Annotated in this window: 13 protein-coding genes; 8 read left to right on the top strand and 5 right to left on the bottom strand. The window is 62.6% G+C overall.

What is annotated here, in order from left to right:
- The first annotated feature begins 72 nt into the window (after positions 1–72).
- Both L6D81_RS20840 and L6D81_RS20835 read left to right on the top strand, forming a co-directional pair.
- Positions 73–912, top strand: coding sequence for an HvfB family MNIO-type RiPP peptide maturase (locus L6D81_RS20840; RefSeq protein WP_236181737.1), 840 nt, complete (start codon positions 73–75; stop codon positions 910–912).
- Positions 905–1,654 (top strand): HvfC family RiPP maturation protein, encoded by a 750-nt coding sequence (locus tag L6D81_RS20835; RefSeq protein ID WP_236181736.1) that lies wholly within the window; start codon positions 905–907, stop codon positions 1,652–1,654. The genes L6D81_RS20840 and L6D81_RS20835 overlap by 8 nt, the downstream gene beginning before the upstream one ends.
- A gap of 1 nt (position 1,655) precedes the next feature.
- Here L6D81_RS20835 and L6D81_RS20830 read toward each other — a convergent pair whose 3' ends face one another.
- The 4 genes from L6D81_RS20830 to L6D81_RS20815 form a co-directional block, all read right to left on the bottom strand.
- Entirely contained in the window at positions 1,656–2,690 is a 1,035-nt protein-coding gene (locus L6D81_RS20830; RefSeq protein WP_236181735.1) for an NAD(P)/FAD-dependent oxidoreductase, read from the bottom strand.
- Positions 2,677–4,857 (bottom strand): hypothetical protein, encoded by a 2,181-nt coding sequence (locus L6D81_RS20825; RefSeq protein ID WP_236181734.1) that lies wholly within the window; start codon positions 4,855–4,857, stop codon positions 2,677–2,679. The genes L6D81_RS20830 and L6D81_RS20825 overlap by 14 nt, the downstream gene beginning before the upstream one ends.
- 92 nt (positions 4,858–4,949) lie before the next feature.
- On the bottom strand, positions 4,950–6,254 hold the full coding sequence (locus tag L6D81_RS20820; protein ID WP_236181733.1) for an ATP-binding protein: 1,305 nt from the start codon (positions 6,252–6,254) through the stop codon (positions 4,950–4,952).
- Entirely contained in the window at positions 6,251–6,991 is a 741-nt protein-coding gene (locus tag L6D81_RS20815; protein WP_011333526.1) for a response regulator, read from the bottom strand. The genes L6D81_RS20820 and L6D81_RS20815 overlap by 4 nt, the downstream gene beginning before the upstream one ends.
- A 306-nt stretch (positions 6,992–7,297) precedes the next feature.
- Between L6D81_RS20815 and L6D81_RS20810 the strand changes: the two genes are divergently transcribed.
- The 5 genes from L6D81_RS20810 (at position 7,298) to L6D81_RS20790 (ending at position 10,513) form a co-directional block, all read left to right on the top strand.
- On the top strand, positions 7,298–7,567 hold the full coding sequence (locus L6D81_RS20810) for a DUF2790 domain-containing protein (RefSeq protein WP_236181732.1): 270 nt from the start codon (positions 7,298–7,300) through the stop codon (positions 7,565–7,567).
- A 29-nt stretch (positions 7,568–7,596) separates the two neighbouring features.
- A complete protein-coding gene (locus L6D81_RS20805) occupies positions 7,597–7,893 on the top strand; it encodes a hypothetical protein (protein WP_236181731.1) in 297 nt (98 codons plus the stop codon).
- Positions 7,894–7,969: 76 nt separating this feature from the next.
- Positions 7,970–9,184, top strand: a complete 1,215-nt coding sequence (locus tag L6D81_RS20800) for a cytochrome c biogenesis protein DipZ (protein ID WP_236181730.1) — start codon at positions 7,970–7,972, stop codon at positions 9,182–9,184.
- A gap of 218 nt (positions 9,185–9,402) precedes the next feature.
- The gene (locus L6D81_RS20795) at positions 9,403–9,675 is read left to right on the top strand and encodes a DUF4242 domain-containing protein (RefSeq protein ID WP_236181729.1); all 273 of its coding nucleotides are present in this window, start codon (positions 9,403–9,405) and stop codon (positions 9,673–9,675) included.
- A 25-nt stretch (positions 9,676–9,700) separates the two neighbouring features.
- The gene (locus L6D81_RS20790) at positions 9,701–10,513 is read left to right on the top strand and encodes a class I SAM-dependent methyltransferase (RefSeq protein WP_236181728.1); all 813 of its coding nucleotides are present in this window, start codon (positions 9,701–9,703) and stop codon (positions 10,511–10,513) included.
- Positions 10,514–10,565: 52 nt separating this feature from the next.
- On the opposite strand, the gene pcsA is transcribed toward L6D81_RS20790, so the two are convergent.
- Positions 10,566–11,288 carry a phosphatidylcholine synthase gene (gene pcsA / locus L6D81_RS20785; RefSeq protein ID WP_039767868.1) on the bottom strand — a complete coding sequence of 241 codons (723 nt, stop codon included), beginning with the start codon at positions 11,286–11,288 and terminating at the stop codon, positions 10,566–10,568.
- A 259-nt stretch (positions 11,289–11,547) separates the two neighbouring features.
- Here pcsA and L6D81_RS20780 point away from each other — a divergent pair, with 259 nt between their 5' ends.
- Positions 11,548–12,279, top strand: a complete 732-nt coding sequence (locus tag L6D81_RS20780; protein ID WP_236181727.1) for a tellurite resistance TerB family protein — start codon at positions 11,548–11,550, stop codon at positions 12,277–12,279.
- Positions 12,280–12,369: the final 90 nt, after the last annotated feature.

Genomic DNA, 12,369 nt, shown 5'->3' with positions numbered 1-12,369 from the left:
GGCGACACAGTGGGCGCATTAACTGCAAGGGTCAGTCGCTGATCTGGCGGCTCCCAAGCAGAGATCTTGCCCATGCAGACTCCCCACCCCACCTTGCAGGCCAGCGTCGGGCTCGGCCTGCGTCGCGGCTTGATGAAAGACCTGCAAGCCGCGCGCACCGGCGATTTCGATTTTCTCGAAGTGGCCCCGGAAAACTGGATCGGCGTCGGCGGTGCCCATGGCGCCGCGCTGCGTGAACTGGCTGAACGCTATCCGTTGTCCTGCCACGGGCTGTCATTGTCGCTCGGTGGTTCGGCGCCGCTGGACGTCGGTTTTCTGCGGGAAGTGCGCACGTTTCTCGATCAGCACAGGGTGCCGCTGTACAGCGAACACCTCAGCTATTGCAGTGACGACGGTCACCTCTACGACCTGCTGCCGTTGCCGTTCACCGAAGAAGCGGTCCACCACGTCGCGGCGCGGATCCGCCAGGCCCAGGACATTCTTGGCCGGCGACTGGCGGTGGAAAACGTTTCCTACTACGCCGCGCCCCGGCAGGACATGGACGAAGTGACCTTCACCAACGCCGTGTTGGGCGAGGCCGATTGCGATCTGCTGCTGGACGTCAACAACGTCTACGTCAATTCGATCAACCACGGTTTTGACCCGCAGACCTTTCTGGCTGCCATCGAACCGGGCCGGGTGGTCGGCCTGCATGTGGCCGGGCATTTCGATGAATCCGACACGCTAAAAATCGACACCCATGGCGCCTCGGTCAAACCGGTGGTCTGGTCATTGCTGGCCGACGCCTATGGCCGGTTCGGCGCGCAACCGACGTTGCTGGAGCGGGATTTCAATTTCCCGGCGTTTTCCGAACTGGTGGCGGAGCTGCAAACCATCCGCCGCCTGCAAATCGAAGGAGGCCCCCGTGGATAATCTTCTGCGGCAACAACAGGCGCTGACCCGCTACCTGCGCGATCCGGAGCATGAAGCGCCACCGGCCGACATGAACGCGGCGCGGGTCAAGGTCTATCGAGACCTGGTGTTCAACAATGTTTCGCAACTGCTGGGCAGCACGTTTCCGGTGCTGATCCGGATCATCGGTCAGGCGCGCTGGCGCACATTGATCCGCGGCTTCCTGCGGGACTACCGCGCGCAGACGCCGAAATTCGGTGAGATCGCCGAGGAGTTTGTCGGTTACCTCGCTTCAGAACCGGCCGTGTTGAGCGAGGGTGACTGGCCGGCGTTTCTGCTGGAGCTGGCGCATTACGAGTGGGTGGAAATGGTGTTGCAGCAGTCTGACGCGCAACCCTTGCCTGCGAGTGATCCGGGGCAGTTGCCGGAGCGGCCATTGCAGATTTCGGCGTTGGCCTGGCCGTTGGCGTATGCGTGGCCGGTGCAGATGCTCGGCCCTGACCATCAACCGGCCACGCCACCGGCCCCGCCGACGCTTTTGCTGGTGCGGCGCACGACGGACTGGAGTGTGAAGTTTTCCGAGTTGAGTCCATTGGCGTGGCGGCTGTTGCAGCGGATCGACGAGTTCCCGTTGCTGAGCGGTCGCGAGCAACTGCAAGGGTTGGCGATGGAGGCGGGGCTGCCGGGAACTGCATCGTTCATGGACAGCGGACTGGCGTTGCTGCGCCAGTTGCATGAGGACGGTGTGATCGGCATTGTCTGAGTCAGTCGTCAGCAGCCAGCCAGCGCGGCGGGTCGGGATGAAGGCGATAGAAGCGACGAAGTTGTGCCATGTCCTTCTCGAACCAGTCGCCCAGCCATTGGCGGTATTGCCTCTGAGCAGAAGACTGCACGGAGGGTTGCCCGATGCAGTCGGACACCACCTGCGCGGCCTGTATGCCGGTCATCAAGGCCTTGAGCACGCCATGGGAAGACGCCGGATCGAGCTGGCTGGCCGCGTCGCCGACCATGAAATAGCCCCCACCGGCTGGCGCAGTGCTGATGCGCCACGTTACATCGGCGCCGTGGATGGCGCCCTGCGTGGGCAAGTGTCGCAGCGATTGGGGAACGACCGGGGAGTGCAGGCCTGGCGCGTTGAATGCCAGATGCGTCCAGTGCGTCACTTGCGCCTGCACGTTTGCGATCCACGTCCATCCATCGTGGCCCGCCGCCAGGTGCGGTGCATGCTGATAACCGGGTGGACAACCCCGGACATAACCGTAGCGGGCAATCAGACGTGGCGAACAGGGGTGGCTGGTCAATCCCAGCTGCCGATGCAGCCAGGCGGATGCGCCGCTGGCATCGATCACATAGTCGGCGCGCAACCGGCCTGAATCGGTTCGTACACCGGTCACACGATTCTTTTCGCTGAGGACGGCGAGTGCGCGACACGGCTGATGGACCATCACTCCCAGCGCTGCGGCGTGCTGCAATAACGTCGTGTCCAGGGTTGCCCGGGGAATCTGAAAGCCTCGCCACGGGCCATCGTCGTCGCTACCAAAACCGATGAAGCGCAGCGGCTTGTTCCATTGCACCCAGTACCCGTTGAAGCGCAATGCATGCTGCACGCATGGTTGTCCGGCGACACCCAGTTGCTGAAGCACGGGTTCGATGCCTGGATGCAGGCTTTCACCGGGGCGAAACCGCGGGAAGTCATGACGCTCAATCAATGCCACGCGCAGACCGCGTTGTGCGCAACCGATCGCCGCCGCCGACCCCGCCGGACCGCCGCCGACCACCACGACATCAAAGGGTTTCAAGGGCGAGTTGCCACGCAGCATGTTCGTATTTGACGAGTATCGTCTCGGCGCTGACGAACAGTCGTACCTGTTGCCTGACCTGCACATCGCGCCATCTGAAGTCTTCGTCCGGGATGCTTTCGGTGCCGCGTTCGTACATCAGGAAGCGATAGACCCAGCCGCGCAATACTATGCCGACCTGCTGTTGCGCCGAGTCCAGTTCCGGATCGGGTCGCTGCACTCGGATGAAGGACAGCAACGGCCACGCATGGCGCAGGGACTTGTCGGTTCCCGCACCGAGTACGTTGTAGACGCGATACATCGAGAGCACCCGGTTCTGGTATTCCTGCTGGGTGATTGCGCCGGTCTGCTGCAGGGAAAATCTGTTTTCAAGGGCGACTTGGGTGTAATCGCTGTATTCGTAGGCGCGATAGCGGACGAACGTCCGGCGCTGATCCTGGATCAGTTGTGGGGGGCGCTGGTTGTCCCAGGCGACGGCGCCTGTTCCGGTTTCCGCATCGGTCAACGGGATAATGGTGTGCAGGCTTGAGCGGGGCTCGAATGTGCGAGCGGAATCGGGTGCCAGGCCGGGCCAGAAAGAGCCCAATGCTGCGCAGATTCTGGCGTCCTCGGGAAACGGACTGGCCATTTGGTAACCGACCAGATGGTTGATCCAGTGGCCATCCGGGATTGGCTTGCGAACCCAGCCCACCCCCCATCCCGGGGCGAAAATGCCGGTATCGCCGTCCGGCAATGAGGTGGGACGATCAATGTCGGCCAGATCGGTGCCGGCCGGCGGCGGTAGGCCGGGCTTGCGCGGCAAGCCGACAATCGCGGTGACTCCCCGATCCTCCGGGGAGAACGGTTGATCCGCGAGTGTCAGGTTGGCGCAATAACGCACGTTCGATAACGCCTGCAGGCGGGCATGCCAGATGTTCGGGTCGGTAAAGGCTGGCACTTGCCTTGCCCAGCGCATCAAGCGCCGTGGGTGGCAAAACGGAAAGAAATCCGGGGTGGCAATGATCGAATAGGCAGGAATCGACTGCAGATGCCCCAGCGACGTGCAGTGCGCGCGGATGTAACCGTCGGCCGTGCCGTCCCGATGGTGCAGGGCGCGATATCCGCCTTGCTTCACCAGCTCGGCGACACCCTCGCGGTGGTTCAGATCTTCGATGGTGCCATTGTCGTGCAGCATTGACCGACCATGGATCATGCCCCCCGAGTCCTTGGGCATCGTGAATGACAACAACTGGCCCCGGTAACGGGCCGGCTCGGCAAGCTGCGGTCTGGGCCTTGGCAACAGCAGGCCCGATCCCGATCCGGGTTCCACCTCCAGCATTGCCAGACCATCGGTGATGACAAAGGGCGACTGGGAAATATCCGGTTCTTGCCAGCCGGTGTCGCTGTGACGCAGATGGATGTGGCGAATCTTTTCATTGATATGAAAAGCTTTGAATTTCACCTCCAGATCCAGTCCCGCCAGGCATTCCTTGCCATCGAACAGCTTGTGCATCGGCACCCAGAATTTCAGTGCGGGATCGACGTCCGGCTGAGCATCCATCGGGCCGAACTGTTCGTGATTTCCTTGGCGTTGCACGGCGATATAGGCGCAGTAATGCACCGGCATTATGCGAATGCCGTAGGGGTCGTCCTGAACGAACGGCAAGAAACAGCGCAGCTCGGGGGCGTACAGGGCGCTGGTATTGCCCACACGAGCAATTCCGGTGCGCGAGTAACACAGATCGGCGTGCTCACCATGAACCGTGTCGGGGGCGCAACGGTACTCGCTGGCAAACACTGCCACGGCCAGCGGTTCGCCCTGGGCCTTTCGCTGCAAATCCTTGAGCGAAGGTGGACGGACGCCGAAGACGTAGTTCAGAACAGCCCGGATCTCGACAGGGCTTGGATAGGTTTGCAGGGGCTGACCACTTGCATCGCGCGTGACCCTTGGCGACGCCAGCGCATGAAAGAGCAGGCTTTGGGCAGGCCGGGCAGGTTCGATCGCCCGATTGCCGGCCGGGCAAAAGTCTTCAAAACCGGGCAGCGACCGGTCGATACGCAAGGGTTTGAGCAGTTCGTCCTTGAGCGGTACGGCGAGAATGTCCAGACCATGGGCCAGCAACAGCGAGTGCCAGCCGCCGGGTGCCAGTCGTCGACAGGTTTGATTGACAATTTCGAGCAGAGACATGGAGCACCCCGCAACGGCTGAGCGAGGTGTCATCCCACAATAATTCTGCCTGGCCGGCTACTGTCAGATCTGACAGTCGCGACCGCTGGCGCTCAGCTCAATGGCAACTTCAGCTCCGCACACAACCCGCCACCTTCGCGATTGCTCAGCGTCAGCGACCCACCCAGCGCCAGCGCCAGTTGCTGGGCAATCGCCAGCCCCAGCCCGGTGCCGCCGGTGCTGCGGTTGCGCGAGTTTTCCACGCGGTAGAAAGGTTCCATCACCTGGGCCAGCTCTTCTTCGGCGATGCCCGGGCCGCGATCCATGACCTTGATCGAGAGGCCGCTCTTGTCGCGTTGAATCAGCAGCTCGGCCGCTCCCGCGAACTTCAGCGCGTTGTCGGTCAGGTTGACCAGCACCCGGCGCAAGGCGTGGGGACGGGTGTCGATGACCGCGTCACTCTTGCCACTCAACTGCACCTCTTTGCCCATGTCCTGATAGTCGAACACCAGGCTGTCGAGGAACGAATCCAGGTTGGTGCGCCGGCTTTCTTCGGTCGAGCCGTGGATGCTGCGGGCGTAGGCCACGCCTTCGCGCACCAGATGTTCCATCTCGCCGAGGTCGTTCCACAGTTTGTCTTTCTCGGCTGAATCGTCCATGAACTCCGCCCGCAGCTTCATGCGGGTGATCGGGGTTTGCAAGTCGTGGGAGATCGCCGCCAGCAGCTGCATGCGTTCTTTCAGGTAAGCCGCAATCCGCGCCTGCATCGAGTTGAAGGCGCGGGCAGCATAGGCCACTTCGTTCGGGCCTTTTTCGTCGAGGTTGATCGGGTGGGCGTTGGGGTCGAGGGTTTCCACCGCGTTGGCGAGGCGGGTGAGGGGGCGGATGGCGATGCGCACCGCCAGCCAGGTGCAGGCGAGCATCAGCGCCAGTTGCCCGAGCAACACCACCGGCAGCCACGGCGACAGCGGCACCATCGACGGACGCACATCGATGGTCACGGGGCTGCCGTCGCTCAGGCGCAGGTGACCCTGAAAGTGTTTTTTCGGGCCGGGAATATCGGTGAATGTCAGCGGATAGGCCTCGCCAATTGCGTCGGTAATCGAGGTGACGGCAATCGGCACGTCCTGCGGGTCCAGCGGTGTGCCCGGTTCGCCTTCGCTCAGCAAGTAACCGTAGTTCTTGCGCGCCAGGCGTTTGAGCCACATCGGGCGTTCTTCGGCGGGCAGACGATCAAGAATGGCAATCGAGGTCGAAACGTCGGTCTCGAGGTTGCCGAGCATGGTGTTTTTCGCACTTTCGTAGCGCTCGTAATATTGCGCGCCGAACGACAGCGCCTGAGCGAGGATCAGGCCGATCAGGAAAATCAGCGACAAGCGGGAGGCGAGGGTGCGCGGCCAGCGCAGGGCGACATTCATGCGGGGGCTCCGAGGACTTCGACCGGCAGCGAGAACACATAGCCTTCGCTGCGCACGGTCTTGATGTAGGCCGGTTCGCGGGCGTCATCCAGCAGGCGCTGGCGCAGACGGCTGACCAGCAGATCGATGGAGCGGTCGAACAGATCGGCGTCCCGGCCCTGGGTCAGGTTGAGCAATTGATCGCGGCTCAGCACCCGTTGCGGATGGTCGAGGAACACCCGCAGCAAACGGTATTCCGCGCCGCTCAGGGCGACCATGGTGCCGTCCTTGTCCAGCAGATGCCGAGCGGAGGTGTCGAGCTGCCAGCGACCGAACGCCAACAGCCGACCGCTTTCGGTGACCACCAGGTTGGGTGGCAGCATGCGCGTGCGACGCAGCACGGCGTTGATTCGCGCCAGCAGCTCGCGGGCGGCGAACGGTTTGGTCAGGTAGTCGTCGGCGCCCATTTCCAGACCGAGGATGCGGTCGGTTTCATCGTTGCGCGCGGTGAGCATCAGGATTGGCGTGGCCTTGTGTTTGCCCGAGCGCAACTCGCGGCACAGCAGCAGGCCATCGTCGCCGGGCATCATGATGTCGAGCACGATCAGGTCGACGGTGTTGGCTTCCAGAAAGCTGCGCATCTGCCGGCCATCGGCAACCACTGTGGTGCGCAGGCCGTTCTTCTTCAGGTAATTGCCGACCAGTTCGCGAATCTCGCGATCGTCGTCGACGATCAGGATGTGATCGACATGTTCCATGGGGCCAAACCTCAATCAAAGGGGATTGCCGGGCAGTCTATCGAGCCCGCGCGGACCCGCCTGCCTGCCTTTGTATTGCAGTGTATCCAGCGCTGTGATGGATACATGCCGACGCAAAAAGCGGATTTTTGCAGGGTTTTGTATCGCTGTGTATCCCGGACGCGCGCGGATACGTAGCGATTTATACACGGCATTTGCCGACACATGCGCGATACCTCGCGAGCTTTAAATGAGCTCCATCGAGGCACACACAGAACGCCTCGGCCCAATCAACGATTCAACCATTGAAGCCCCGAGGAAAACGCCATGAACGCCAAGACCCAATCGATTGCTGCCGCTTGCCTGTTTGCCGCTTTGAACATCTGCACTCTGTCGGCCCGCGCCGAAGCCGATGTCACCCCGCAAACCTACGCCTACGGCAGCCACCTGGACATCCAGAAAGTGGTGTCGCTGACACAGGACAACTCGATGACCTGCGGCGTCGTCGACGCCCGCCTGACGTACCTCGACTCGGCCGGCAAGACCCAGGTGCTCGACTACCGCAAATTCGCCGACGGCTGCAACCAGGACAACTGATTACCCATCGCTATTAAAGGAACCTCGCCATGAACAACGTATCGCGCTATCTGACCGCTGTTGCCTTCTCCCTCGCCGGCGTCGCGGCTCACGCCAACGCTGCCGTCGAACAGCACAGCTGTGGCAGCAGCACCTGCTTTCAACTGGCCCCGGTGGCCAAGCCGGGCAACGACGGCCTGATCGCCGCCGACGGTTCCAGCCGCACGCCGCAGGGGCAGAGGGTGGCCGCCGACGGTTCCAGCCGTACGCCGCAAGGCCAGACGCTGGCCGAGAACGGTGCCAGCCGTACGCCGCAAAGCCAATGGCTGGAAAACCAGACGGCTTGAGGATTGAAGGGGCTGCCCGTAACGGCCGGCCCCCGATCCAGTCAACAGACCACCCCTTATTCAAAAGGTGAACCTCATGTTTCTCATCGCTTTCCTGGGCGGTCTGTTGACTGTCCTCAGTCCGTGCATCCTGCCGGTGGTGCCGTTTCTGTTCGCCGGTGCCGACCGCACCCGCTCTTCGATCCTGCTGACTCTCGGCGGCATGGCCCTGACCTTTGCCCTGATCTCCAGCCTGGCGGTGGTCAGCAGCGAGTGGGTGATCCAGGCCAGCAACACCGGTCGCCACATTGCGCTGGCGGTGATGGTGCTGTTTGCGCTGTCGCTGATTTCCGCGCGCATCGGTGACTGGCTGGCGCGGCCCTTCGTGCGGCTGGGCAATCGCCTCGACCCCGACGCCCGGAAAAAGACCGGCCCCATGGCCTCGATCATGATTGGCGTCGCTACCGGTCTGTTGTGGGCGCCGTGCGCCGGTCCGATCCTCGGCGTGATCCTCACCGGTGCCATGCTGCAAGGCGCCAACGCTCAGACCAGCCTGTTGCTGCTGGCCTACGGTGCGGGCAGTGCGCTGTCGCTGGGGACGCTGATCTTCGCTGGTCGCGGTCTGGTCAATCGGTTGAAACCGTCGATTCCGTTCACTGGCTGGTTCCGCCGGGGGGCGGGCGTTGCGGTGCTGGCGACGGCGGCGGTGATCGCCACCGGTGCCGACAACCTGCTGCTGGCCAATACCTCGTCCCAAGGCGTGGCATCGGTCGAGAAAAGCGTGCTGGAGAACGTGCCGAAAGTGCTGGACTACTTCGTCAGCAAAGTCCGTGCGGACTCGACCGAAGACGAGGCGAGCAAAGGCGCGATGCCGTCGCTGTCCGGCGCGGTGCAATGGCTGAACTCGCCGGAACTGACGGCTGAGTCCCTGCGCGGCAAAGTGGTGCTGGTGGACTTCTGGACGTATGACTGCATCAACTGCCAGCACACCCTGCCGTACGTGAAGGCGTGGGAGAAGAAGTACGGCAAGGACGGCCTGGTGGTGATCGGCGTGCACACCCCGGAATACGGCTACGAGCGGATCATCGACAACGTCAAGGATCAAGTGCAGAAGCTCGGCATCACCTACCCGGTGGCCATCGACAACAACTACGCGATCTGGCGCAACTTCGATAACCAGTACTGGCCGGCGCATTACCTGATCGACGCCAAGGGCCAGGTGCGTTACACCCACTTCGGCGAAGGGCGTTACGAGGCTCAGGAGCAGATGATTCAACAGCTGCTCAAAGAGGCCAAGGCATCTGCGGCCTGATCAATAAGAGCGAACGGCCCGGAGTCAACCTTCCCGGGCCGTTTGGCTTTTCCAATATCTGTTTCGGGGCCTTTACAAAATCCCGCCATTCATCGGCCAACGCCCGGTTTTATGGGCACTCCGGACGATTGGCAGGGACGCCGGACAGCGCCCGCGCGATAGTGGGCGAGCGGGGCCAGCAACGGCTCTGACATCCATAAAAAGAAAGCGAGGTTGCCATGCCGAAGTTCGTGATTGAACGCGAGATTCCAGGAGCCGGAAAGCTATCGGAGCCAGAACTCAAGGCCGTATCGCAAACGTCCTGCAACGTGCTGCGTGAACTCGGGCCAGAGGTGCAGTGGCTGCAGAGTTATGTGACTGCCGACAAGATCTATTGCGTGTACATCGCACCCAACGAAGAGCTGGTGCGCGAACACGCCAAGCGTGGGGGATTTCCGGCCAATAGCGTGTCCCGGGTGACGAGCATCATCGACCCGACGACCGCCGATTGACCCCTCTGCCGCGGAGCACCCATTCATGAGTACCCCCATTGATCTCACTGCCCTGAAGGAACGCCAGAAGGTCGCCTGGGCCAGTGGCGACTACGCCGTGATCGGCACCACGTTGCAGATCGTCGGCGAAACCCTCGCCGAAGCCTGCGACTTGCGCTGCGATGAAGAAGTGCTGGATGTCGCCGCCGGCAACGGCAATGCCACGCTGGCGGCGGCACGCCGTGGTTGTCGGGTGACGTCCACCGATTATGTCGCGGCGCTGCTGGAACGCGGCCAGGACCGGGCGCGCGCCGAGCATCTGGACGTGACCTTTCAGGTCGCCGATGCCGAGGCGCTGCCGTTTGCCGATTCCAGTTTCGATGCGGTGCTGTCGACCTTCGGTGTGATGTTCGCCCCGGATCAGGCCAAGGCGGCCAAGGAGTTGGCGCGGGTCTGTCGCCGTGGCGGACGGATCGGCCTGGCCAACTGGACGCCCGAAGGCTTCGTCGGCCAGATGTTCAAGACCCTCGGCCGCTACCTGCCACCGCCACCGGGTGCGCAACCGCCCTCGAACTGGGGAGCGGAAGCCTGGCTGCATTCGAACTTCGATGATCGCCAGTTCCAGGTCCAGGTGACCCGCCGCCACTTCAACTTTCGCTATCGCTCGGCGGCGCATTTCATTGATGTGTTTCGCCACTGGTACGGCCCGGTGCACAAGGCGTTCGCCGCGTTGCCGCCCGAGAGCGGGCAGGCGCTGGAGACAGATCTTGCTTTACTGATCGACGGGTTGAACCGGGCGGGAGCGGAATCGATGGTGGTGCCGAGTGAATATCTGGAGGTCGTCATCACCAAGCGCTGAAACCATTGTGGGAGCAAGCTTGCTCGCTCCCACAGGGATCCCTGCAGAGCTTCTATTTCAGATGCGCACTGTCAAACCACTCCAGCGCCGTGCGCCAGATGCAGATGCCGAGAAAGTACGCTGACGCCAGCAGCCACAAGCCCATCACCAGCGGGTTGATCACCGGGTGGTTCAGCACCAGCGACAGACTGCACAGCAGCCAGATCGCCGTCACGGCAATGTTGATCGGCATGAACCGGCGTACCCGGAACGGGTGCAGGAATTTCATCCGGGTCACGGTCAGCAGCGCCAGGCCAATCACCGTCAGGAAGGTGAGCCATGGCCCCGGATCGATGATGTACAGGCACAGTGCAACCACGTTCCAGGCGGCGGGGAAGCCGACGAAATAGTTGTCCTTGCTCTTCATGTTGACGTTGCAGAAGCAGAACAGCGACGACACCAGAATCAGCGACACGGTCAGCAGCAGGGTGTAGTCGGGCAGGGGAATGTAGCGATAGATGAACAGCGCCGGGATGAACACGTAGGTCAGGTAATCGATCACCAGATCGAGGATCGATCCGTCGAAACTCGGTAGCACCGACTGCACGTTGACCTTGCGCGCCAGCGCCCCGTCGAGGCCGTCGACGATCAGTGCCACGCCCAGCCACATCAGGCAGTGAATCGGCTGGTTTTCCAGCAGGGCCAGGGTGGCCAGGAAGGCGGTGACCACGCCGGTCGCGGTGAAACCATGGGCGCCCCAGGCCTTGAGCCTGGCGATGTGGACGGTCGATATCACGAAGGCGTTCTCCAGAAAGTGCAGCAAGCCGCGTAAACCCTTGGGCAGCAAGGGCGGCGACCAACCGGGTCGGGGTTGCAGCTATCGACCGGTCGGGCCGGGTCAAGGTTCACCCATTCGTGAAGATTAGCTGGCCGGGAAAAAAGTTCTCTGGAGAATCACTCGCCCATGGCCACGTCAGCCCAACGGTGCTGGCACATCGCATCAAGAGGACTATCGTTGCCTGACGCAGTCATACCCTTTGCCTGAGGACGACGTCATGAACACCAGTGATCTGCTCGAACAACTGCTGCGAGGCCAGGCCTCGGCGGGACAACCAGGTGGCGCGTCGGCCGGCGGGGGACTGGGCGGGCTTGGCGGGTTGCTCGGCGGTCTGCTGGGCGGTGGCGGTACCAGCGGCGGCGGTTCTCCTGCCGGAGGACTGGGTGGCCTGGGCGGGCTGCTTGGTGGATTGCTTGGCGGTGGCGGCGCGCTGGGTGGCGGCACGCAGCGTCGCTCCGGCGGCACCCATTACGCGGCGCTGGCCTCGCTGGGCATGATGGCTTTCCAGGCGTATCAGGCGTGGCAACGCAGCCAGGCCTCCACCGCGCCGCAGCAGACCCCGCAAACCGCGGACCTGCTGTCCGGCCCGCAAGTCGAAGAACACAGCCATGCCGTTCTGCGTGCGTTGATCGCCGCGGCCAAGGCGGACGGGCGGATCGACGACTCGGAAAAACACCTGATCAGCAGCGAAATCGGCAAGCACACCGATGACCCGAACCTGCAGCAATGGCTCGACGACGAAGTCGCCAAACCCCTGAATCCCACCGAAGTCGCCCAGGCGGCGCAGAACGATCCGGCCATGGCCGCCGAAATGTACCTGGCCAGCGTGATGCTGGTGGACGATCAGCAGGACGCCGAACGCAATTATCTGGATGAACTGGCGGCGGCGTTGCAGATCGACCCCGAATTGCAGGTTCACCTGGAGCAGCAGGCCAAGGGCACAGCCTGACAGCAAAACCTCACGATCTTCGCCCGCGCCTGTTCAAGTCAGGCGCGTGGCGAAGGCTCCGTCCGTCCGGGCACATTTAACGTCGATTGA

Source organism: Pseudomonas sputi (genome assembly GCF_021603585.1).
In the GTDB taxonomy this organism is placed as follows: domain Bacteria; phylum Pseudomonadota; class Gammaproteobacteria; order Pseudomonadales; family Pseudomonadaceae; genus Aquipseudomonas; species Aquipseudomonas sputi.
Note: the sequence above shows the minus strand (reverse complement) of the source record. Positions and strands in the feature narration are given on the sequence as shown.

Coding starts and splice junctions, on each gene's coding strand:
- L6D81_RS20840 (WP_236181737.1), top strand. CDS start 73: ATGCAGACTCCCCACCCCACCTTGCAGGCCAGCGTCGGGCTCGGCCTG.
- L6D81_RS20825 (WP_236181734.1), bottom strand. CDS start 4,857: ATGTCTCTGCTCGAAATTGTCAATCAAACCTGTCGACGACTGGCACCC.
- L6D81_RS20820 (WP_236181733.1), bottom strand. CDS start 6,254: ATGAATGTCGCCCTGCGCTGGCCGCGCACCCTCGCCTCCCGCTTGTCG.
- L6D81_RS20815 (WP_011333526.1), bottom strand. CDS start 6,991: ATGGAACATGTCGATCACATCCTGATCGTCGACGACGATCGCGAGATT.
- L6D81_RS20810 (WP_236181732.1), top strand. CDS start 7,298: ATGAACGCCAAGACCCAATCGATTGCTGCCGCTTGCCTGTTTGCCGCT.
- L6D81_RS20805 (WP_236181731.1), top strand. CDS start 7,597: ATGAACAACGTATCGCGCTATCTGACCGCTGTTGCCTTCTCCCTCGCC.
- L6D81_RS20800 (WP_236181730.1), top strand. CDS start 7,970: ATGTTTCTCATCGCTTTCCTGGGCGGTCTGTTGACTGTCCTCAGTCCG.
- L6D81_RS20795 (WP_236181729.1), top strand. CDS start 9,403: ATGCCGAAGTTCGTGATTGAACGCGAGATTCCAGGAGCCGGAAAGCTA.
- L6D81_RS20790 (WP_236181728.1), top strand. CDS start 9,701: ATGAGTACCCCCATTGATCTCACTGCCCTGAAGGAACGCCAGAAGGTC.
- L6D81_RS20780 (WP_236181727.1), top strand. CDS start 11,548: ATGAACACCAGTGATCTGCTCGAACAACTGCTGCGAGGCCAGGCCTCG.